A 22,829-nucleotide genomic window follows, 5' to 3' on the forward strand; every position below is an offset into this window, starting at 1 on the left:
GAATGTCTCGAACATGCGATGGAGATAGGTGGGATGCCCGTGCCGAACGGGGGCGCCCGGATCGTCAGACCGGGCGGCGTAGTCCGATCGCCAGCACCACGATTACGACGAGAGCGCTCCAGAGGACTGAGATGGCTGCGATGGTGGGATCGATCTGATCGCGCAGGGAAAGAAACATGACCTTCGTCAGCGTGCTGTTCGCGCCGCCGGAGACGAAGATCGAGATCACTGCCTCGTCGAGTGAGGTGAGAAAGGCGAGCAGGGCCGCGGCCACCAGCGTGAAGCCCATCTGCGGCAGGACGACGTCCTTGATCGAGCGCATCCATCCCGCCCCGAGGCTGCGGGCTGCCTGCACCTGGTTCCAGTCGAAGCGCCGTACGGCCGGCATCAGAACGATGGCCGCAACGGGGATCGCCAGCGCGACATGCCCAAGCAGGACACCAAAGAGCGTTCCAATCAGCCCGAGCCGGGCCAGCACGAAGTAGATGCCGATCGCCAAAAGGATGCCGGGCACGAAGGACGGCATGAGCACGAAGGCGAACATCGGGCCTGTGAAACGGCGACCGAGCCTATCCATCCCGATGCATGCGGAGAAACTGACGGGAACCGCCAGAACGGCCGTGAGCCCTCCGAGAAGAAGGCTCGTCCGGAGAGCTTCCATCCAGGTCGCGGACCCGAAGAAGTTTTCGTACCACCGTAGCGAGAACGCTCTCGGAGGGAACTCCATCAGGTTGGACGCGGAGAAGGAGATCGGCACGACCACGAGCGTCGGCAGAATGAGGAAGGCGAGAACAAGGGCCGCGACGCACCGGAGCGCGAGAAAGCTCAGGCGAGAGTCTTCATAGGCATCGAGCATGGCGTCAGGCTCCGGCCGGTTGGCGGCGCAACAGCCGGCGGACGCCCGAAAGCGCCGTCGCGACGATAGCCACGAGAAGGAGAAGAAGAACGCCGAGCGCGCTTGCTGCGCCCCAGTCTTGAAAGGTGGAAAGATTGCGCTCGATACGGATCGCGATCGGCGTTACGCGTCCACCGCCGAGAATGGCAGGCGTGATGAAGAACCCGAGCGTGTAGACGAAGACGATCATCGACCCCGACGCGATGCCACCCGAGGCAAGCGGGAGGACGACCGAACGCAGCGTTCGCCAGAAGCTCGCTCCGAGACTGGCCGAGGCACGGATCGCGTTGCGGTCGATGTCCCGAAAGGCGGCGTAGACCGGCAGGACGAAGAGCGGCAGCATGAAATGGACCATGCCGACGAGCGTTCCGGTGAAATTATAGACGAGCGCCAATGGCGCGTCGACCAAACCAGAGCCGACCAGCACGTCGTTCGCCAAGCCATCCCGGCCGAGGATCACAAGCCAACCGTAGGTTCGAACGAGGATTGATGTCCACAGGGGCAGCATCACCAGGATCAGTAGGCGATTGGCGGTTCGCGGAGAGGCGGCCGCAAGGACGAGCGCGAGTGGCAGGCCGAGCAGCATGCACAGCGCGAGAGTGGCGGCGGATAGGAGCAACGTCGTTTCGAACGTGGCGAGCGTCAGCGAACTACCGAAGAGGCGCTCGTAGTTGGCGAAGGTGACATCGCCTCCTATCGAAAGAAAGGACTGACGAACGATCCACAGGACGGGCAGAAGTGCGCAGAGTCCGACGATCAGCAGGGCCGGCAGCGCAAGGCCCAGGAACAACGTGCGCTCACGCCGTGCCTCGCGCGCCAGCGCAGTTCGTGATTCACCGGAGAAGGCGCCGGCAGGCAGACTGATGTGGCTCAAGCGCCCGCCCTCCGGTTGAGCGGATGCACGTCGCTTCGGTTCACATAGGCAGTGATGGGATCGCCTGGCGCCAGTTCCTCGCAGGTGCGCCCTTCGAAGGCCGGGATGCTGAGCGTGAGAAGCCGCTGTTCTTTCATCGCGACCTGGAGCATCCAGTTTTCGCCGCGGAACGCTTTGGCCGCGAGCGAGCCGTGGAGGCGAAGAGCGCCGGGGGCAACGGCGTCGGCAGAAAGGCGCAGGTTTTCGGCGCGCACCATCAGCGTCTCGCCATCGGGCATCGCGCCGATATCGGCAGCGTCGAAGCTGCATCGCTGCAGAATGTTGGCTTCGCCCAGAAACGTGGCGACGAAGTCGGTCTGCGGGCGATCGTAGAGGAGGCGCGGCGTCTCGACCTGGCGGATGCTCCCGCTTTCCATGACCGCGATGCGATCCGACATCGTCAGCGCCTCGCGCTGATCGTGCGTGACGTAGACGGTGGTGATGCCCACCTCGTCGTGGATGCGCCGGATCTCGAACTGCATCTGCTCGCGCAGGTTCTTGTCGAGCGCCGAGAGCGGCTCGTCCATCAGCATGATGCGCGGCTCGAACACCATGGCACGAGCAAGAGCCACGCGCTGGCGCTGGCCGCCCGACAAAGCGGCGATATCGCGCCCTTCGAACCCTTCCAGCCGCACCCGAGCGAGTGCGATGCGCGCCCGCTCGCTCGCTTCGCGGCGGGGCACTTTGCGAAGCTTCAGAGGATACTCGACGTTGGCGAGGACGCTCATATGCGGGAACAGGGCGTAATTCTGGAAGACGAAGCCGATGTCGCGCCGGTTCGGCGGCAGATGGGCGATCTCGCGCTCACCCACCCGTATGCTGCCGGCATCGGGGCGCACGAAACCCGCGATCGCCATCAGCAGCGTCGTCTTTCCCGATCCCGACGGACCGAGAAGGGTCAGGAACTCTCCCGCGCGGATCGCGAGCGACACGTCGTCCAGCGCCACGTTGCGGCCGTAGCTCTTGCGAATGCCCTGAATGGCGATCGGCTGAGAGGTCATTCCTGCAATCCTTCCCGCTCCGTCGAGCACACGCAGCCTTCAGCGGCTCATCATCTCATCGAAGGCGACCTGCGCCTCCTGTCCGTTTTCGGCCCACCAGTCGGCTCGGGCGAAAAGAGCGTTCTCGACGTTGCCGGGCGCCGTTGCGAGCTTGGCCAGTGTTTCGGCCGGGATCGCACCGCCTTCGAAGGCCGTCTTGTTCACCGGTCCGTAGGAGATCAAAGTCGCCATGGCCGCTTCACGGGGGCCCGTCGTCATGGCCGCGATCAGCTTCATCGCCTCGGCCGCGTGCGGGGCGCCCTTGGGTACGCCGAAGCAGTCGGTTCCCACGATGTTCTGGTTGAACGTGTAAGCGGCGGCCCCACCATCGGCGGCGGCATTGGCGGCGCGGCCGTTCCAGGTCACGACCATGTCCACCTCTCCGTCCTTCAGGATCTGCGTGGACTGCGCGCCGGAGGTCCACCAGATGGCGACGTTTGGCTTCAGTTCTTCGATGCGTTTGATCGCGCGCTCCAACCCTTCGGGCGTCGAGAGCACCTGGTAGACGTCCGCCGGCGCGACGCCCTCGGACAGGAGAGCGATCTCGATCTGATCCTGCGCGTTCGCGCGCAACGCCCGACGCCCCGGAAAGGCCTCGACGTTCCAGAAGTCGGCCCAAGTCTTCGGCGCCTTGTCGCCGTAGGTCTTGGTATTCCAAGCCAGGACCGTGCCGTAGGAGGAGAACGGCACGCAGTACTCGGAACGAGCGCCCTCCGGGATCTCGTCCTGTTTGACGACGCTTGCATCGAGGGGCTCGAGCAGGCCCAGTGCGGCGGCCTGTGCGCCTTCGTTCGACCCGAGATGGATCACGTCCGCCGTCACGGAACCGGAGGCCACCTGCATGCGAAGCGCGGCAAGACTGTCGCTTTGGCTTTCCGCGCGGACTTCGAACCCGAGTTCCTTGGCGGCCGGCTCCCACATTGCCTGGCGCATCGCATCGCCATATTCCCCGCCGGCCGTCACCACCGTCAGCGTCTCGGCCGTTGCGGGAAAGCTGGCCACCAGAAGAACCGCGACCGCTGGGACAGCCGTATGAAGCCACTTCGACATGAGGAAATCCTTCAGAAAAGGGATCACGATCTGAAATCGTAACGTTACGATTACCCACTTTGGTGGGTTCGTCAATCGGCCTTCATCGTCGTATGCATCCTTTGTCGGTAACCCGCCTTCCACAACGGATCGAAAACTCGCGATGTGTGCAAACGCGAGTCGGTGCTGAATCATGGTATGGAACGATCCGGGTGCAGGCTTCGGGTCGCGCGGCCCACTTCCCCTTCCGCATCCGGTTGAACTCCATGCCCCCATCGAAACGGCCCAACCTGAAGGCGCTCGCCGATAGTGTCGGCCTGTCCGTCACCACGGTTTCTCGCGCGCTCAAGGATGGACCGGAGGTGCAACCGAGCACCATCGCTCGGGTGAAGAAAGCCGCCGAGGCGCTTGGCTACATCCCCAATCTCCAGGGCCGCGCCTTGCGCACCGGCCGAAGCGGGATGATAACGGCGATGCTCCCTCTGGAAGCCCATTCGCCCCTTGCCGACCTCGCCAAGATGCCGCTGATCGAAGGGATGACGCGAGCCGCGCACGGCAGAGGCTACACGCTTTCCATCCAATCGACGGGGCCGGACGAGGATCCGCTGGAAAGCTTGCGTCGCCTGGTCCAGTCCGGCTCAAGCGATGGCGTCGTCATCACCCGAATGCTGCCGCGCGATCCGCGCATTGCATTCCTGAAGAAAGCAAACATGCCTTTCGTGACGTTCGGCCGGTCCGACATGAGCGAACCGCATGCCTTCGTCGATATCGACAATGAAGCCCTCGTTTCTCAGGCCGTCGCCCTCCTTGCCTCGCGTGGACGGCGGCGGCTAGGGCTGCAACTTCTCTCCCGCCAGGACCAAGCTAGCTCCCGACGGCGCAGTGCCTTCATTTCGGCTCTCGAAGAGGCGGGCCTTCCTTACGATCCGGCGCTCGTCAGTGTCGAACATTTCACGGCATCCGACAGCGAGCGATTCGTTTCCGAAAGGCTGGACGCAGACGACCCATTGGACGGGTGGATCAGCGCCCACGAGTTGGGGGCACTCGGTGCGCTGAACGCCATCCGCAAGCGAGGGCTGACGCTGGAGCGGAACCTCGACATCGTATCGCGGGACAGCACAGGCCTGTGCGACTATCTCGACGCCCGTATGCATGTCCAACACATTGATATGGTTCGCGTCGGCGAAGAGCTCGTCTGCGCGCTTCTAGAGAGAATCCTGCAACCGAACGCGACGTTGGCGAGCGTTCTGATTACGGCGCGACTGGCGATGGCGGGACTGAACACCTAAGCCCTGGGACAGCGGTCGCCCGACAGTCCCGAGGCCGGACGAGATGCAAGGAAGCCAGTCAGCTTCCGACGCAAATCCTCGAGCATCAACGGCACGGGGGAAGGTGCCCGATTGGGGTCCCGGATCGTTTCGTGCATTCCTCCGAACCAAAGGGGGAGGAGGGTGCAGGCTCCGAAGTGGAGGCCCGGAAATTTGCGAGCCATTCGTTCGCTAGGGCGCTGGGTCCGGTCGAACGACCGCCATGATCTCGGTGAGGCCCGCCCATACGCCGAGATGTCGGTCGCCACGAGCGAGGAACACCTCCATCCCGGCTTCGCGGCACAGGACTGCGCCCGCGGCGGCATCCCACATCGTCGTCGTCGGTTGCATATGCCCGTCGAGCCGCCCCAGGGCCGCGAGACGACGATCGGCGGCTTCGAGGCGCACTACAAGCTCACGAAACAGGCGAGCGCCGGCGCGACCGACAAGCTGGCGGTGGCGAAGAACAAGTATTCCCACATCCACGACGGCTGGCAGTACCTCGCCCTCGGCCATCGCGGCCGGGCCGGCGCGATCACGGACGCCGCGCAGATGGGCCGGGCGTCCAAGGTGGTGCCGATTTCCTCGCGCCGAGCCCGCGCGGACTTCAACGTGTTCGATGTCTGACGCTCTGCGGGTCGAGACCCCGGCCAATCTCGTGGATGTGATGCGACTGGCGGGGGCGCACCGCCGGCTGCGGCGGCTGGCGACCTATCAGGCGCGACGCTCCGAAACCGTCGCCGTGTATCGCGGCGACCGCCTACTTTCCGTCGCGACGCTGTTTCCGGAAGGGCCGCACGTGCGCGAGCTCTGCCTCCTGTTCGCGCCCGAGGCGGCCGGTGCCATGCTCTCGCTGGTCAGGATCGCGCAGTTAATGATCCGACCCGTCGTGGATCATGGCATCGTCATCGTCGCGCGCATCAAGCCCAGCAATCGGGCCGGCCAGCGAATGGCCCGCCTGGCCGGCTTCCTGGAGACGGACGCGGAAGGCGGTCGGCTTTGGATCTGGAGGGGTTGATGGGTTCCATCTTCAGCGGCAACAAGGATGCGAAACGGGCGGCCGAACAGGCGCGCGCCGACGCGGAGCGTTCGCGCCAGATCCAGCAGGTCGCGAACGACCAGCAACTGGCCCAGCTGACGGCGGCCGACACCGATACGGGGGCCAGCCGCCGGCCTTCGCGTGGCCGGCGGCTCTTCGTCAGCGACGCCAATTCCGGCGGTCTCGCGACCAAGCTCGGCGGCTGACATGGAGTATGCCGACCTGGCGCGACGGCGCGAACAGATCTGGGCGCTGCGGGCGCCCTGGAACGACATCTATCGGCAAGCCTACGAATTCGCGATCCCGCACCGCCGGCCGGGCGGGCAGGGCGCGGCCAAGAACGTCGTGGACCGGATCTTCGACATGACGGCCACGACGTCCGTCATGTACTTCGCCGGTAGCCTCCAGCGCGATCTGTTCCCGGCGGGGCAGCCGCCCTTCACGCTTCAATCCGGCCCGCTCGCCAAGCTCAAGCTCGGGGCCGGAGCGGCCCGCCTCGATCGCGAGCTCGAGCGCATCGCCATGTCGATGCACCCATTCTTCCTGACGGGCGAATGGGACATGGCGGTGCACGAGTGCTGCATCGATCTCGGCGTGGGAACCGGCGCCATCCTGCCGGTCGCCGGCACCGCCGACCAGCCGGTGATCTTCGTGGCGATACCGTTCGACGAGATCGCCGTAGGAACCGATGGCTACGGCCGCGTCAACTTCGTGTCCTGGCGGCAGAGGATGGAGCGGCAGGCGATCCGGGACGCCTTCCCGCGCGGCCGATTCCCCGACGACTTTGGCAATCGCGAGAAGGCCTACCAGCCGGAAACGCTGTTCCAGGACTTCGTGAAGCGGCCGGACGGGCGCGGCTGGGACTTCCTGGTGTCGCTCGGCGAGACGCGATCGGGCGAGTTCGTCACCCGTTCCTGGTCGCGGACGCAGCCGATCGCCGTGCCCCGCTATTACCGCGTGCCCGGCGAGCCCTACGGCCGCGGCCCCGTCCTCCTGGCGCTCCCCTCGATCAAGACGCTCAACAAGGCGCAGGAACTGGCGCTCAAGGCGGCCGCGATCCAGATGCTCGGGATCTGGGCCTACCGGTCCGGCGGGACCTTCAACCCGGATACGGTGCGTGTGGGGCCCGGCGAGTTCTGGCCGATGCAGTCCACCGGCGGCGTGCTGGGGCCGGACGTGTCGCGCATCGACCCGGCGACGGGGCGCCTCGATGTCGCGCGCATGGTGATCGGCAACCTTCAGGCCGACATCAAGCAAACCCTCTTCGACGTCAGGATCCCGGAATACGAGGGCACGCCGCGCTCGGCCTCCGAGATTGCCGGCCGGCTCCGGCAGAAGGCCGAGACGCATATCGGCGCCTTCGGACGCCTGACCAACGAGATCATGCCGGTGATCGCGCCGCGGGTCGCCGAGATCCTCTACGACGCCGGCTTCATGGCGACGCCGATCCTGATCGACCAGTTCCTGATCGCCACGAGCGTGCAGTCTCCCATGGCGGCGGCGCTCAACGGCGAGCGGCTTGGGAACCTCGCCACCTATGTCGAGATGGCGCAGGCGATGGCGGGGCCGGAGATGGTCCCGATGTACGCGCATATCGACAAGGTGATGGCGCGGATCGGGGAGGGGCTGCACGTCGACAAGGACGTGATCCCCGACGAGGACGAACGAAACCAGATCGCGGCGGACATGCAGCAGCAGCGCCTCCAGGCGATGGCCGCTCAGGCCATGCAGGATGCGGCGCCGCGTGTCATCGAAGGGGCAATGACCGCATGACCCAAGCGGCCATCGGGCGGCGCGAGGCGCAGCCGCTCCACCAACTCTCCGGCGCCGACGGATGGGAAGGCCTCGAGGCGATGTTCGCCCCGCAGCCCGGCCGTCCCGTCAAGAACCAACCGGCCGACGAGGTCGCCCTCCTGCTCGCCGGGCTCGCACGCGAGCCGCGCGGTCGCCAGCTGATCGAATGGCTGATGGACATCACGTTCCGCCAGCCCTTCCGCGCGACGGGCAAGACCCTCGAGGAGACGGCGCTCCTCGCCGCGACGCGGCAGGGGATCGAGGGCGTCGGCGAAGTGATCCTCCATGCGCTCGCGCATGGCGAAGACGTGCTCCAGAAGCGAGAACAGGGACAGGACGCATGAGAAATCTACTCTTCCGCATCCTTCGCGCGCCTGACGGCGAGGGCGGTGGCGGCGAGGGCGGTGGCGGCGCGGGCGCCGGCGGCGGCGCGGGTGACGGCGGCGCGGCGACCGTCGCGGGCGGCGAGGGCGGCGCAGCTGCGGGCGGTGCGGACACGATCGCCGGCGGCGCGGGTGATCCGGTCCAGCTCTACCGGCCCGACGGCCTCGCCGAGCAGTATCGCGGAGAGAGCGATACGCAGACGATCGACAAGCTCATGGCAGCCGTCGCCGAGCGTTCGGCCGACGTGCCGGAGGACATCGCCGCGTATCGCGACCACGGCGAGGTCTCGGACGAGCTGAAGCCCTACTACGCCACGCTCGAGCGGGACGGCCTGTTCGATGCCGTGGCGTCCAAGGCCAAGGATCTCGGCGTCGGCAAGGCCCAGTTGCAGGGCATCCTCCAGGCCTACATGACCGGCGCGCAGGAAATGGGCCTCCTGGAGCCGCCGATCGACGTCTCGGCCGAGCGGGGCGCCCTCCTTCCGGACAGCGCCAGGTCCCTGCCGAAGGCCGAGCAGGACCGCGCGATCGACCAGCGCATGAACGACAATCTCGGCTGGGTCGAAAAGATGGTCGAGCGCGGTCTCCCGGCCGATTCCGCCAAGCACATGGCGCTGATGCTGGGCGACACGGCGGACGGGCACAAGGCCATCGAGTTCTTCCGGTCGCAGATGGGGCGTGCGGACGAGGCCCGGCCGGCGGGCAGCGGCGGCGGCGGCGGCGGCAACTCGGCGCGCGGCGATCTCCAGCGCCGTTCGGAACTGCCGGAGAACACGCCGGGCCACCAGAAGTTCAGTCGCGACAGCTACGACCAGTTGCAGCGCGACTATCAGTCCGCCTTTCCCGACTGACCCTCGCAGTTAAGGCCTTCCGGCGGGTGCCATCTTCGATGCGCTACCCGCCGGGATCGGTCCGGGAGGCTCGCGCCCGCGAGGCCTCCATCCGTCGACCCTCGGGCATGGTTCTCACCAACATCCCCCAGGGTCGATCATGACGATTCAAGCTCCCAAGTGGTACCGCGAGAAGATCCGCGATCTCGTGCGTGCCCGTTACCAGTCCCGCGGCTCCTACCTCGACGGCACCATGTCGCGCGGCGACGGCGGCGCCGGGGTGATCAAGTTCCCGGTGGTCGGGCGTGTCGAGTGCTACGAGATCTCCGGCTCCATCCAGGCGATCACGAACACCAATCCCGATCTCGACATCGTCGAGGTCCGGATCCGCGACTTCGAGGTCAATTCCTACATCCGCCCGCAGGATCTCCGCCGGCAGGGGCCGAACGAGCAGGCGGCCGTCGCCAAGCAGCTCGGCAACGCGATCCGCCGCCAGCGGGACGTCCTCAAGCTCGACGCGCTGCACAACTTCTGCAACATCGCGCCCGGCGCCGCCGGCGGGCCGCAGCTCCAGGACCTGACCCGTCCCGACACGATCGGCGACGGCACCGCCCGCATCGACGTCGTCGACGCTCTCCAGGCGGTCGATCAGATCCGCGGCGCCGGCGCCGAGGAGGACGTCTGGTGGCCGATCCCGGAGGCGTGGTTCACGCAGCTGATGATGTACAAGGAGTTCGCCAACGCGGACTACATCGGCCCGTCGGACCTCCCGTTCGCCAAGGCGGCGAACGTTCGCAAGCGCACCTGGCGCGGCATCCATGTGATGACCCTGCCGGACGAGCACTTCAAGTACGGGACGGCCGCCTGGGGCACGGCCACGCTCAACAACAAGCCCACCTACGGCACCGGCTATATCGACACCTTCATGTGGACCACCGAGGCCGTCGGCGCCGAGCACGAGTGGGACAAGGAAGAGCCGGAGATCAACAAGGACATCACGAAGGAGGGCCATCCCTGGCAGCTCCATTCGGAGATGTCCGGCAACGCGGTCGGCATCATGCCGGAGGGCGTCAAGCGTCTTCGCTTCAAGGCGCCCGAGCGCGCCGTCCGCGTCTCCTGACGCATCGCCGACGACGGCGGCGTCACGGCGCCGCCTCTTCCCCATTCCAGCACAGAGGCTTCCATGGCTCTCAATCTCAAGGCGATGTCGCGCTTCGCGACCAGCGATCGCGGCTCCACCAAGCAGGCCAACTGGTACGTCTATTCGACGCCGGACGCGGCGGCGACCGTTTCCGCGGCCGGGTACTGGAACGGCGCGGCCGTGCCCCAGAACCTCAAGAAGGGCGACCGCATCGCCTGTTCCGTCAACGTGGACGCGACGCCCGCGATGCTCAACCTGATCGTGACCGACGTCGCCAACGGCGTCGTCACGGTCGCGAGCTAAGGGGCCGTCATGTCCCAGCCGATCGACAAGGCGACGATCGTCAACCGGGCCCTCGGCCGGCTGGGGCAGGCGCCCGTGTTCTCGCTCGACGGCGAGAACCACGTGACCGGCCATGTCGACGGCGTGTGGGACGACGTCGTGGCGGAATGCTTCGGCCTCCACGACTGGAGCTTCTGCCGGCGCACCACGAAGTTGACGCGCCTCGCCGTCGAGCCGGGGAACGGTTGGTCCTACGGCTTCGCGCTGCCCGGCGACCGGATCGGGGAGCCGCTGCTGGTTCTGGCGGCCGTCGCTCCCGCGGAGCATGTCCTGCGCGACTTCTCGATCGAGGCCGGCGTCCTTTATGCACGCGCCGCGAACGTCTGGGCGCGGTGCAAGGTCGCCGTGGATCCGGAAGCCTGGGACATCGGCTTCCGGGGCGCGTTCGTCACGGCGCTCGCTTCGGCGCTGGCCGTGCCGATGCAATCGGATCAGGGCTTGCAGGACGATCTGCGGGCGCAGGCCTTCGGCACACCGTCGCAGGGCGGCACGGGCGGCCAGTTCGGCCGCCTCGTCGCGCAGAACCGCGCGGGATCGCCCGTCGGCTCCCCCTTCCTGCGGGGCGACCCGCTCACCGATGCGCGGTGGGGCTGATGGCGGGGCAGCCGGGACGCGGCCAGCAGAGCATGAACGCCGGCGAGTTCTCGCCGGAGCTCGCGGGCCGGATCGACATCAAGCAGTACTACTCGGCCGGGCTCCGCTTCCTGAACGTCGAGCCGGTGGCGCAGGCCGGGTTCCGCAATCTGCCCGGCACACGCCGGGTGGTTTCCACGGACACCCCCTGGCGCCCGCGCTTCTGGCGGCTACGCCATTCGCGTGAGCTGCATTTCCTGATCGCGGTCGTGCCCTATCGGATCGACGTGTTCGAGGGGACGGCGCTGGTGGCGCGGATCCCGACCCCCGTCACGCCGGAGATCGCGGCCGAGGTGTCGCTGTACCTGGAGGCGGACACGGTCGGGGTGTTCCACCGCGATCTGCGCCCGCTGCGCCTGGTGCGCCAGAGCAACGGGTCCTGGACGCTGGGTTTCTGGCCGTTCGGCAAGATCCCCGACCAGGACTACGGCGGCGACTATGCGAAGCGGGAAGACATCTGGGAGCTGTTCGTCCGCTTCGACGGCACAGCAGCTTCCTCCAACCCGATCATCGCGATCAGCGTGGACGGAGAGGCGATCGAGGCCCAGCAGCTTTCCGGTACCGACTACAACGCCTGGGCGGCCGCGATCCAGGACCAGCTTCGCGCCCTGCCGTCGCTGAACGGAGACGTCGTCTGTGCCGCCGGCCCGGTGGGCAACGGCGTCAACGCAGTCCGGCTGCGCATCGTCTTCGGTGGAAGCCTTGCGGGCCAGGAATTCCAGATCACCTCGCAGATCGTGAGCACGAGCTCGGTCTCCGTGCTGCCGTCGCATATCCAGATCGGCAAGACGTTCGGCGAGCCGCTGATCTCGGATGCGCGCGGCTGGCCCGGGGTGGTCGCGATCGCGCAGGACCGTCTGGTGTATGCCGCCCTCCGCGAGCGGCCCTCGGCGCTGCTGTTCTCGCAGACGGCGGAGTATTTCACGGTGAACACGTCGGCCCAGCGCGCGGACGGGGCCAAGCTCGAGGCGCTGCGCACGACCAGCAAGGAAGAGATCCTGCATGTGAAGGCGCTGCAATACCTGCTCGTCTTCACGGACGAGGCGGAATATTTCGCGACCAACCGGACGATCGCCCGAACGGAGCCGCTGAACTTCGTGGAGACCAGCCGGAACGGCATGGCGCGGGGGACCTGGCCGGTCGAGATCGAGAACCGGGTCTACTACATCGGCCAGCGCGGCGCGGTCCTGTTCTCGACCGCCTACGACGACATCCAGTCGGCGTTCACCGCTCGGCAGGAAAGCCTTCTCGCATCGCATCTCGTGGACGACGTGATCGAGACGGCGATCCAGCGCGGCACGGACGACAGCGACAGCCCCCGGCTTTGGATGCTGCGGCGGGACGGTCGCCTCGTCGGCGCGAGCATCATTCGCGACCAGGAGATCACCGCGTTCTTCGAATACGACGTGGGCGCGCCGGTCCGCTCGATCGGCATCGACGCCGAGAACCGGCTGTGGCTGGCGGTGGACCGGTCCGACGGCCAGCAATACGAGGTGATGGACGACGGGTCGTTCCTCGCCTCGGGGGTGACGCGGACGGTCGCAGACGACGGCACGGTGTCCGACCTCCCCTTCGCCGAGGGCAGCGAGGTCTGGGCGGAAGCGGGGGGCTACACCTACGGCCCCGCGACGGTGACCGGCGGTGCGGCGCGTATCGGCGCGCCGGGGGAGGCCGCGCGGATCGGCATCTGGCGTCCGCCGCTCTGGGAAAGCATGCCGAGCGTGCTCGTCGGGCGCGACGACAAGATCGTCCGGCGCCCCGGCCGGATCCACGGGTTGGACGTGAACGTGATCGAGACGACGTCGATCGCGATCGGCGCGAACGGCACGACGCCGCGCGATCTGCCCCTGGTGCGCCTGTCGGACCCCGCGGATCTTCCACCGGTTCCCAAGACCGAGCTGGTGACGATGGCCGGCATCCCCGGCGTCGTCACCGATCCCACGGCCGTCGTCACGCAGGTTCGCCCCGGCGTGCTGCGCGTGCGCGACGTCACCTTCCAGGAGAAGCTGTAATGGCCCCGATCGCGGCGGCGCTGACGCCCCTGTTCAGCGGAATTGGCAGCGCCGTGACCGGCATCACCGGTGCGCTCGGCGGCGCCGGCGCGATCGGCTCCACGATCGGCAGCATCCTCGCCGGCACCGCGACGTTGATGTCGGTCTCCGCGTCGAAAGGCGCGGCCGAGATCGAGGCCACCAACCTCGAGCTCCAGGCGAAGGACCAGGAGGCGCAGCGGGCCACGGAGACGCTGGCCGGGATCGAGCGACGGACCTCGATCAAGCGCGAGATGATGACGGCGATCGGAGAGCAGTCCACCGCCTACGCCGCCTCGGGCGTGGACCTGTCGTTCGGCACGCCGTTGCAGGCGCGCGAGGAAGCCTTCCGCCAGGCGGATCTCGGCATGGAGACCGCGACCGGCACCGAACGCAGCCGGATCGCCCGTCTCGAGGAGAGGGCGTCGAACCTCCGGAGCCAGGCCACTTCGACGCGCCGTGCCGCGAAGGCGCAAGGGGCTGCGCAGATCCTCACCGGCGCGTCGCGCTTCCTGTCCCGGGGCTGATCCATGGCGAACAAGCGTATCGGCGAGGTTTCCTATCGTCCGCTCCAGGTCGCGCCCGTGCTTCAGGACGGACTGCTCGCCGTCGATCGACCGGACGGGGGGCCGGAGCGGCGGGTGGCGGAGGCCTTCGCGCGCATGGCGGCGCAGGCCGACGACGTGGCGGACCGGTTCGCGGCGGCAGAGGGGCAACAGGCGGGCCTGCGCGACGCGCTGGCGAACGGGCCGCGTGCGTCGGCCATCTCCGGCGGGGTGACGACGAGCGTGGAGGGCGGCGGCGCGCCGCTGGGCTATACCGGGTCCGGCGGCGGCGTGTCGTCGCGCGTCTCGACCGGCGGCGGCGACCTCGACGCGCGCGGCCGATACATCTACGAGGGCCTGCGCAAGCGCAAGCTCGGCCATTTCGCCGCCGCCGCCGCCGTCGGTCACGCCCGCCAGGAGAGCTCGATCCAGGCGGCCGGGCCGGACGGCGACAAGGGCACGTCGTCGGGCCTTTGGCAGTGGCGCAACGAACGTCGCTCGGCCTTGCAGGCCTTCGCGAAGCGGCCGGGGCAGAACGGCGACTGGCGCGACGTGGACACGCAGATGGACTTCTTCGTGCACGAGCTCGGCGGCCGTGAGCGTCTGGCAGGCCAGCGTCTGGCGGCGGCAACCAACATCGTCGATGCCACCGAGGCGCTGATGCACTTCGAGCGGCCGCAGCACTACACAGTCCGCACGCCGCGTGCCGGGCATGGCTGGGACAACCGCCTGGCCCACGCGCGCTGGGCCGAGGCCTTCGGCGGCGGGGCCGGTGCGCCGGCGGCCGTGACGGCCCTCGCACCCACGCCGGCGCCGACGGGGGCGGCCGCCGCGATCGAGGCGGTGGCGCCGCTCGCGTCGGATGGGAAGCCCGCCGCCGGGACGAGCGCGATCGCGCCCGCCGACGTCGGCCCGCCGCGCGTGACGCGCGTCGTCGAGCCGATCGAGATCCAGCGCGCCGGCGGCGGGTTCCGCCCGACGGGCTCGACCACCATTCGCGGCCGGGCCTACGATACGGCGGGCATGCGGACTTATCTCGAGCAGCTGGACAACACGATCGCGGCCGACACGGATGCGGTCTACCAGCGGTTCAAGGACGATCCGGTCGAGCTGGAGAAGGCGTTCGGTGCGCTCCGCACCGTCCACATGCAGGACCATGTGTTCCCGGAGGTCCAAGGCGATTACGACGGCGCCTTCGGCCGCGTCACGCGCGGCTATCTCAACCAGTCGCGCCGCGACCAGGAAACGCGCGTCCTGCAACAGGACCGGGCGGATTTCCTGACCCGCAGCGGCGAGATGGAAACGGCATCGGCGCGTGCCGTGGAGGCCTTCGACCCCGGCAGCGACGACGCGGCCGCGGCGATCGCCCTGCGGCAGTCGGCGACGGACGCCCACTACGACAGCGCCGTGGCGCGCGGGATCCTGGACGCCGACGACGCGGCGGCCGCCAAGATCGCCAGCCGGCGCAACACGGCCGTCGCCTTCTACGCGCGTCAGGCCACGGTGCTGCCGAGCCCGCAGGACGTGCTGGCGCTGAAGGAAAAGATGCGGACCGACTTCGCGGCGGGCGGCATGGCGGGGCTGGACGCCGGCGGCTGGCAAGCGCTCGAGGCGTCACTCGATCGGACGGCAAGCCAGAAACAGCAGGGGCAACAGGAGGCCTCGCGCACCCTGAAGGCGCGGGGCGACGCCCTGGCGGACAGCGTCGTGAGGGGGTTCGAGGTCGATGCCGGCGAGATGGGCCGGTTCATGCTCGACCGGAACACGACGCCCGAGGGGCCGCAGATCATCGATCGCACGCTCGAGAAGATCAATGCCGCGCGGATCCTGCGCGACAAGCCTTTGCCGGAGGCCGAGCGCTACGTGCTCGGCCTCGAGCGCGACCCGGTGGCCGTCGCCGGCGGCACCGCGGACTATGCCCGCGCCGAGCTCGAGCGCATGCAGCGCGCGGCGGGCACGGACCCGGTGGGCCTCGCCGAGCGCAAGGGGCTGCTCCCGGCGGAGGAGGGCGGCCTCGTCGAAGCGTCCTCCGCGGACGATCTGGCGGGGCGAATGAAGCTGCGCGCGGAACGGGCAGAGATCGCGGCCCAACACTTCGGGGTTCAGCCGAAGTACCTGAAACCCGGTGAGGCGGCCCAGATCAAGGTTCTCGTGGATCAGGATCCCGACCGGGCGGCGCAGATCGCGGCCGGGATCGTCACGGGCGCCGGCGCCCGCGCGGGCCGGGTGCTGGCCGAGCTCGGCGAGGACGCGCCGGCGGTGGAACAGGCCGGGGTCATCCTTGCCGGCGGCGGCTCCGAGCGCGCGGCTCGCGACGTCATCGCCGGCTACGGCCGGGGTGCCGACGGGCAGAAGCTGCCGGAGGTCCTGAAGCAGACGGAACGGGACAGCCTCGCGCGCGAGACGATCGGCGGCGCCTTCGCGGGGTCCCCCGCGGACGGGACGCGCACGTTGGCGGCGGCCGAGCGGATCGCGCGCGTTCGCGTGGCGGAGGCCGGGATCGATCCGAAGAGCGAAGCGGCCCGTGGTATCCTGGAGAAGGCGATCCACGAAGCCGCCGGCGGCCGGTTCGAAAGCGGCGTGCAATTCGGCGGGTTCGTCGCGATGCCCGTTCGGGACGGCTGGTTCGGTTCCTCCTTCGCCGGCAGCCGTCCCACGGTGTTCGTGTTGCCGAGCATCCGCGCCGACCGCTTCGCCGATGTGATCGACGCGATCCGAGACACGGATCTCGCCTCGAGCGAAGAGCCGCGCGCACGGCTCGGCCGGCGGTACTGGTCGGCGCCGCCGGTTCGCGAGAACGGGAAGGCCTACACGGCGGCCGACCTCAAGGCGGCGGTGCCCGTGGCCGTCGGCGGCGGCTATCGCTTCGCCTTCGGCGATCCCGCGTCCGAGGATCCGCAGTGGGTGCGCGGTGCCGATGGGCGGCCCTTCGTATTGGCGATCGACACGATGCGCCCGATCCTCGAGCCTCGCGTGCCGGGGGCTTACCGATGAGCATCTTTCAGCACGCGCCCCCCGACGAGGCCGAAGGCCGCCGCATCACGTTCGGGGATCCGGCGCCGGTCAGCCTCGGCGCCCTCGACTATCTGCCCGGCGTCGCGCTGGTGCGGCAGGAGGCGAACCTCGTCGGCGATCTCATCGACGGCGATCGGCGCGCATCGATGGCGGAGCTCTACGCCGCCAACGACGAGGCGCAGACCTTCATCGACAACACGTTCGCCCGCGAGGACGCCCGGCGCGAGGCCTATCGCCGGCGCATCGAACGGATCCACGCCGCGACGGGCGTGCAGCTCCAGATGCCGCTCGACGGCACCGGCTCGTTCGCGGCGGTGGACCGGCCCGTCGGGTCCGAGTGGGAGGAGCGCTACGGCGGCGACCCGATCGGGCGTCGCAACCTGGAGGCGTTTCGTCGGCAGCTCGCCGAGCTGCGGGGAAAGTTCCCCCAGCATGCCGAGCTCTTCGACAGCGACTTCGACGGCGACACGGGCGGTATCGTATCGGCCGCCGAGGCGCGCCGAAAGGCCGCCGACGCGGGCGCGGCGGACCTGTCGGGTATCTCGCGCCTGGCGTCCGTGTTCGCCGGCGGTGGGCGGGGCATGCTGCGCGATCCGGTGCAGATCGCCGCCCTGTTCCTCGGCGGCGGTGCGGGCACGGCCAAGGGCGTCGTCGGCCGGATCGGGCAGACGATCCTGACCGAAGCGGCGGTGAACGCCGGCGTGGAAGCCGCGGTGCAGACGCGGGCGCAAGCGTGGCGTGCGGAGAACGGTCTGGAAAGCGGCATCGTGCCGGGGTTGAGGCAGGTGGGCCTGGCAGGTCTCTTCGGCGGCACGTTCGGCGGCCTGATCGCCGGCGGGCGCGAGGTGGCCCGGGCGTTCCGCGTGACGGATGCGGCCGAGGTGGCGGCGATCGAGCGCGTCGCGACGGGGAATCCGCGCGAGGGGGATCTCGACCAGGTGGCGAAGCGGCTCGGCGTGAGGGCCGATGCGGCCGAGACGCGCGTGGCGGCGGTGGCGGACGCGCAGGCCGCGCTGGACGACGCCGCGTTCGGCCCGACGCCAGCGGGGCTGACCGACGACGAGGCTGCCGCCATGCGGAACGCGGCGGTGCGCTCGGCCGAGACGGACGGTCCGCCGGCGGCGGGACCGGTCGCCAAGCCGCGCCGCGACCCGGCCGAGCATGCGGTGCTGTCGGAGGCGCTGCCGGGCGGCGCGATCTCCGTGCGCGGACGCCCGGTCGGTTACGAACGGTTCGACCCGGAGACCGTCGGCACCGACGCCGTGGCCTACCAGTACAAGGGCGGCGGCGACGACGCGGGCGTGACGGACCGGCTGCGCGGTGTGAAGCGCTGGGACCCGACGGCGTCGGGCAAGGTGATGATCCACGAGCGCACCGACGGCGCCCGCTTCATCGCGGACGGGCACCAGCGGCTCGGCCTGGCACGCCGGCTAAAGGCGGAAGGCGACGCGTCCGTGCGGCTCGACGGATACCTGTTCCGCGAGGCGGACGGCTGGACCGCCGAGGACGTGCGGGCGCTGGCGGCGAAGAAGAACATGCAGGAGGGCAGCGGCGAGGCGATCGACGCGGCGCGCGTCATGCGCGACCGGCCGGACCTCCTGGACGACGGGTTGCCGATGTCGGGCGCGATGATGCGCCGCGCCAGCGCGCTCGCCCGGCTATCGGACGACGCCTGGGGCATGGCGATCAACGGCGTGGTGGATCAGAACCACGCGGCGTTGATCGGCGAGCTCGTGCCGGACCCGCGCATGCACGCCGCGGCGATCCGCGACCTCGCCGAGTTCTCGCCCGAGACGGACCGGGCGGCGCGCATGCTGCTCGAAGAAATCATGGCGAGCGGCGTCCGGCACGAGACGCAGACCGACATGTTCGGCGCGTTCGACCTGTCGAAGTCGCTGATCGGCGAGCGCGTGAAGGTGATGGAGGCTGCGCAGCGGGTGCTGCGGCAGGACAAGCGCCTGTTCGCGATGCTCGGCGACCGGGCCGACGTGATCGAGGCGGCGGGCAACACGCTCGATGCGGCGGGAAATGCCACGCGCGCCGTCACAGCCGAGACGGTGGAGGCGATCGTCGATCGGATGGCAAGAACCAAGGGTCCGGTTTCCGACGCGCTCACGGAGGCTGCACGGCGATTTGCGGGCGGTTCCAACGCGACGCGCGAGGCACGCCTCTTCATCGGCGACATTCAGTCGGCGATCGAGAGGGAGGGTCTGCCGGCTCTGCTCAACCCTCCGGAGCCGCAGCTGGCGGCGGCTCGCGCGGCGGAACCGGGGACGGCCGAAGCCGAAGCCATGGCCGGCCTCTTTCCCGACGAGCCTGCGCGCCGCGCACCTCCGAGCCGCGTTCTCGACGTCGAGCCGATCGGGCAGGGCCCGGCCGGGCCGATCTATCCCGCGTCCGCCTTCGACGGCAGCTGGACGGCTGCGGTGGACTTCCTGACCACGCGACAGGCCGGCGACATCGCGGGCATGCTGTCCCATCCGGACGTCGGGAGGATCGACGTGGTGTGGGGCGGCTTCGACGCAGCGACGGACAACGGCCTCGGCCTCGCCAAGATCGTCGCCAAGCATCCGGAGGTCCTGGACGAGCTGCCGTCGATCCTCGCCAGCATGGACGTGAAGACGCGATCGGCGAACCGGATCGTTTTGGAAAGCAAGGTCCACAAGGCCGTGGTGCGCCTCGACTACGACGGCGAGGCCAAGACGTGGCTGATGACGGCCTACGAGAAGGATGAAAGGGGCTTGCGCGCCAAGGGTACTACCGGCCGCCCTGACGGTCTCCAGACGGACAGATCCTCCGCCTCGCAAGCCGAGCCCAATATAATCGCGGATGAGGTGGAGGGCCAGCCCTATGGGCAGGGCGCTCTGTCCGGCGAAGGAAATACCGATCCGCTTGAGGCACGGTCGGCGGATGATTCTCCGAAATTCATAGGCAGGAACGCGGACGATGAGGACATCTTCGAAACCGTAAAAGGTGTTCGTCAAGTCCGAGGCTTCGACGGGGTATTCACCATGGAGGATCGGGCGCTCAGCGTCGACGATTTTGGCAAACCTATCACCATAACCTTTGACCGATCCGGCACTCGCTGGGAGGTCGTGACGGCTCCTGTCGAGGAGGCACGGGTGGTCAGCAACCCGGATGTGTGGGACGTCGTGCCGGACGGCACCGACGCGGAGGGGCGAGCGCAGTTCGCGCGTCCCGCCGATCTCCTCGAGCGTGCCGGCCGGGACGACGATCTCGGCTTCCTCGTCGAACACTGCAAGGTCTGAACCATGCCCTTCATCGACTGCCTGAACAATGCGATCGAGGGCGGCGAGATCAGCCGCGACGAGGCGGATGCGCTGCTGCGCGACTTCGAGGGGAAGTTCGCGCAGAAGCGGTTGCAGCTGGGCGACGACGCGGCATCGCAGGCTGCCAAAGACGAACTCGCCCGCGAACTTCGCGCGCAGGCCATCGAGAAGCGTCGCCGAGCCGTGCTGATCGAACAGGCGCGGCTGCGCCTGAAGGACCGGATCCTCGGCTATCGCGACGAGAACGGGAAGCCGGACGTCTACGAGGCGGCGATCCAGACGCTTTCGCACTACGGCTATGCCGGCGCCGAGAGCGTGCGCGGGCGCGCCGATGCGATCATCTCCATGGCGCACGGCAAGCTCACGGACCTGATGAGCGCGACGAGCCGCAGCCTCGTGACGGGGCGGCGAAAGGCGAGCGCCGGCCTCGTGCGCGACCTGGTGCGCGAGCTGCACGGCGAAGCCTCGGGCGACGCGACGGCGAAGGCCTTCGCCGGCGACCTGTCGAAACTGTTCGAGGATCTGCGCAACCGGTTCAACGCCGCCGGCGGCGCGATCGCGAAGCTCGACGGGTTCGGCCTGCCGCATTCGCACGATGGGCTGGCCGTGCGTCAGGCCGGTCGCGACGCCTGGAAGGCTGCGATCAAGCCGCGGCTCGATCCCGACCGCATGCGCCATCCGTTGACCGGGGAGCCTGTCGGCGTCGCCGGGCTGGACAAGGCGCTGGACCACGTCTTCGACAGCATCACGACATCCGGCTGGGCGCACCATGCGCCGCAGATGCGCGGCGTCGGCGCCGGATCGCTGGCGACGCAGCGCCAGGAGCACCGGTTCCTGGCGTTCCGGTCGGCCGACGACTGGATGGCCTACAATGCCGCCTTCGGCGACGGCGACCCGGTGCAGGCGATCTTCCGGCACATCAACGGCATGGCGAAGGACATCGGCGCCATGGAAGTGCTCGGGCCGAACCCGAACGCGATGGTGCAGTGGATGGTGCAGGGGGTCCGCTCGGAGATCGCCAAGGGCGACGTCGGGCGCGCTTCGATGGCGAAGCTCGCCGGCGGCGCGGCGCAGTGGGCGCGCGGAACGGAACCGGGGGCGTTCGCCGAGTGGCGTATCCAGTCGCTCTACGCCGAGCTGCGCGGCGGCGCGAACGCGGCCTCCGGCGTCGCGACGGCCGCGGCGACGGTGAAGAACCTGATGAACTCGGCGCTGCTCGGCGCCGCCGGCGTCACGGCGGCCGCCACGGATCCCTTCATCGCCCAGGCCGCGCGGCGCCTTGCGGGCCTGCCGGTGACGAAGGACTTGGGCGCGATGCTGCGGATGCTGAAGGCGTCGAACCGCGAGGAGATCCAGCGGGCGGGCGTGATCTGGGACGACTATCTGCACGCCATGGAAGGCGAGGCGCGGTTCACCGGGCCGATGCTCGGACACAGCTGGTCGCAATACCTGGTCGACCGCTCGATGATGCTGAACGGCCTCAAGCCGTTGACCACGGGCCGCAAGCTCGTGGAGGCGCGTGCCTGGCAGGCCACCCTGGCCGATCATGCCGGCAGCGCGTTCGACGCCCTGCCGGAGCGGCTGCGCGTGACGATGGAGGGCTTCGGCATCGACGCGGCGGATTGGGAGATCATGCGCGCGAGCGTCGATCCCGGCGGCTTCGTCACGCCGATGTCGATCGCCAACGGCGGCGGCGAGGTCCGGTATCTGAAGGCCACCGCCGACGGCCCCCTGGTGGACGCGGATCTCGCGGCCGAAGCGAAGGCCCTGCGGCATCGCGAGGTGGCGGAGAAGCTGGCCGAGCTCACGGCGGCCTGGTCGGAACGGGCGACGCCCGGGGGCACGCCCAACGCGCGGTCCTTCGTCACCGGGCCGGTGGCGCGCGGCACGCCGATCGGCGAGTTCGCGAACTTCGCGCTCCAGTTCAAGAGCTTCGGCCTGTCCTTCACCACGCTCCAGCTTGAGGCGTTGCAGCGGATCACCGCGATGCAGACGGGCGGCAGGCAGGCGGCCGCCAGCTACATGGGCGCGATGCTGATCTCGCTGACCCTGGGCGGGGCCGTGGCGATGCAGATCAAGAGCCTGCTGGACGGCAAGGATCTCGAGGACATGACCTCGCCCGGCTTCTGGTTTCGCGCGACCATGCAGGGCGGCGGCTTCGGCCTGTTCGGGGATTTCGTCAACGCCTCGTCGAACCGCTTCGGCGGCGGGGTGGCCGATACCGTGCTCGGGCCCGGCTGGAGCTTCCTGTCCGACACGGCCGGGCTGGTGGCGGGCCTGCCGATCCAGGCGGCGACGGGGCAGACGGTCAATCCCGGCCGGGAGGCGATCACCTATGCCGGCCGGTACACGCCCGTCGTCGCCTCGAACTGGGCGACGCGCGGGGCGTTCCGACGGCTGTTCCTGGATCAGCTGCAATGGCTGATCGACCCGGAGGCGGACCGGAGCTTCAAGGCGCGCGCCCGCGGCCTGAAGGGGCGCACCGGGCAGGACTACTGGTGGTCCCCGGGCGACACGGCGCCGAAGCGCGCGCCCGTCATGGCGACGGCGCCGGCGGAGCGCAATTAAGCGGCTCGGCCGCACGGCATTCTGGCGGGGTCGCA

19 protein-coding genes are annotated in these 22,829 nt (G+C 68.9%); 15 read left to right on the forward strand and 4 right to left on the reverse strand.

Annotation, left to right across the window (positions count from 1 at the left end):
- Positions 1–64 precede the first annotated feature (64 nt).
- Genes D3218_RS00290 through D3218_RS00305 form a run of 4 tightly spaced genes read right to left on the reverse strand, consistent with a single transcriptional unit; the run spans position 65 to position 4,072 of the window.
- Positions 65–856 carry an ABC transporter permease gene (locus D3218_RS00290; protein WP_119537910.1) on the reverse strand — a complete coding sequence of 264 codons (792 nt, stop codon included), beginning with the start codon at positions 854–856 and terminating at the stop codon, positions 65–67.
- 4 nt (positions 857–860) lie between these two features.
- The gene (locus tag D3218_RS00295) at positions 861–1,769 is read right to left on the reverse strand and encodes an ABC transporter permease (RefSeq protein ID WP_245414856.1); all 909 of its coding nucleotides are present in this window, start codon (positions 1,767–1,769) and stop codon (positions 861–863) included.
- Positions 1,766–2,809 (reverse strand): ABC transporter ATP-binding protein, encoded by a 1,044-nt coding sequence (locus tag D3218_RS00300; protein ID WP_119537911.1) that lies wholly within the window; start codon positions 2,807–2,809, stop codon positions 1,766–1,768. The genes D3218_RS00295 and D3218_RS00300 overlap by 4 nt, the downstream gene beginning before the upstream one ends.
- A 39-nt stretch (positions 2,810–2,848) precedes the next feature.
- The gene (locus D3218_RS00305; RefSeq protein ID WP_245414857.1) at positions 2,849–4,072 is read right to left on the reverse strand and encodes an ABC transporter substrate-binding protein; all 1,224 of its coding nucleotides are present in this window, start codon (positions 4,070–4,072) and stop codon (positions 2,849–2,851) included.
- 17 nt (positions 4,073–4,089) lie between these two features.
- On the opposite strand from D3218_RS00305, the gene D3218_RS00310 reads away from it, so the two are divergent.
- From D3218_RS00310 to D3218_RS00380, 15 genes are all read left to right on the forward strand, one after another.
- Positions 4,090–5,166, forward strand: a complete 1,077-nt coding sequence (locus D3218_RS00310) for a substrate-binding domain-containing protein (RefSeq protein ID WP_245414858.1) — start codon at positions 4,090–4,092, stop codon at positions 5,164–5,166.
- A 369-nt stretch (positions 5,167–5,535) separates the two neighbouring features.
- Positions 5,536–5,811: a hypothetical protein gene (locus tag D3218_RS19990; protein WP_245414860.1), complete on the forward strand. Its 276-nt coding sequence runs from the start codon at positions 5,536–5,538 to the stop codon at positions 5,809–5,811.
- Entirely contained in the window at positions 5,804–6,202 is a 399-nt protein-coding gene (locus tag D3218_RS00320) for a hypothetical protein (RefSeq protein WP_136625026.1), read from the forward strand. The genes D3218_RS19990 and D3218_RS00320 overlap by 8 nt, the downstream gene beginning before the upstream one ends.
- On the forward strand, positions 6,202–6,429 hold the full coding sequence (locus D3218_RS00325) for a hypothetical protein (RefSeq protein ID WP_119537914.1): 228 nt from the start codon (positions 6,202–6,204) through the stop codon (positions 6,427–6,429). Before D3218_RS00320 ends, D3218_RS00325 begins: the two co-directional genes overlap by 1 nt.
- A gap of 1 nt (position 6,430) precedes the next feature.
- Positions 6,431–7,996 (forward strand): portal protein, encoded by a 1,566-nt coding sequence (locus D3218_RS00330; RefSeq protein ID WP_119537915.1) that lies wholly within the window; start codon positions 6,431–6,433, stop codon positions 7,994–7,996.
- Complete coding sequence (locus tag D3218_RS00335) at positions 7,993–8,361, forward strand: hypothetical protein (RefSeq protein WP_119537916.1); 369 nt, start codon at positions 7,993–7,995, stop codon at positions 8,359–8,361. The genes D3218_RS00330 and D3218_RS00335 overlap by 4 nt, the downstream gene beginning before the upstream one ends.
- Entirely contained in the window at positions 8,358–9,251 is an 894-nt protein-coding gene (locus D3218_RS00340) for a hypothetical protein (RefSeq protein ID WP_119537917.1), read from the forward strand. Before D3218_RS00335 ends, D3218_RS00340 begins: the two co-directional genes overlap by 4 nt.
- A 139-nt stretch (positions 9,252–9,390) precedes the next feature.
- Complete coding sequence (locus tag D3218_RS00345; RefSeq protein WP_119537918.1) at positions 9,391–10,350, forward strand: phage capsid protein; 960 nt, start codon at positions 9,391–9,393, stop codon at positions 10,348–10,350.
- A gap of 63 nt (positions 10,351–10,413) precedes the next feature.
- Positions 10,414–10,674, forward strand: a complete 261-nt coding sequence (locus tag D3218_RS00350; protein WP_119537919.1) for a hypothetical protein — start codon at positions 10,414–10,416, stop codon at positions 10,672–10,674.
- Between the two features lie 9 nt (positions 10,675–10,683).
- Positions 10,684–11,307 carry a phage connector family protein gene (locus tag D3218_RS00355; protein WP_119537920.1) on the forward strand — a complete coding sequence of 208 codons (624 nt, stop codon included), beginning with the start codon at positions 10,684–10,686 and terminating at the stop codon, positions 11,305–11,307.
- Positions 11,307–13,358: a phage tail protein gene (locus D3218_RS00360; RefSeq protein ID WP_136625027.1), complete on the forward strand. Its 2,052-nt coding sequence runs from the start codon at positions 11,307–11,309 to the stop codon at positions 13,356–13,358. The genes D3218_RS00355 and D3218_RS00360 overlap by 1 nt, the downstream gene beginning before the upstream one ends.
- Positions 13,358–13,903 (forward strand): hypothetical protein, encoded by a 546-nt coding sequence (locus tag D3218_RS00365; RefSeq protein ID WP_119537922.1) that lies wholly within the window; start codon positions 13,358–13,360, stop codon positions 13,901–13,903. The genes D3218_RS00360 and D3218_RS00365 overlap by 1 nt, the downstream gene beginning before the upstream one ends.
- Before the next feature lie 3 nt (positions 13,904–13,906).
- Positions 13,907–16,915 (forward strand): phage tail tip lysozyme, encoded by a 3,009-nt coding sequence (locus D3218_RS00370; protein WP_119537923.1) that lies wholly within the window; start codon positions 13,907–13,909, stop codon positions 16,913–16,915.
- Positions 16,912–20,205 (forward strand): putative barnase/colicin E5 family endoribonuclease, encoded by a 3,294-nt coding sequence (locus tag D3218_RS20205; RefSeq protein WP_119537924.1) that lies wholly within the window; start codon positions 16,912–16,914, stop codon positions 20,203–20,205. The genes D3218_RS00370 and D3218_RS20205 overlap by 4 nt, the downstream gene beginning before the upstream one ends.
- Positions 20,206–20,208: 3 nt before the next feature.
- Positions 20,209–22,794, forward strand: coding sequence for a hypothetical protein (locus tag D3218_RS00380; RefSeq protein WP_119537925.1), 2,586 nt, complete (start codon positions 20,209–20,211; stop codon positions 22,792–22,794).
- Positions 22,795–22,829: the final 35 nt, after the last annotated feature.

The sequence above is a fragment of the Aureimonas flava genome, from assembly GCF_003583935.1.
Taxonomy (GTDB): Bacteria; Pseudomonadota; Alphaproteobacteria; order Rhizobiales; family Rhizobiaceae; genus Aureimonas; species Aureimonas flava.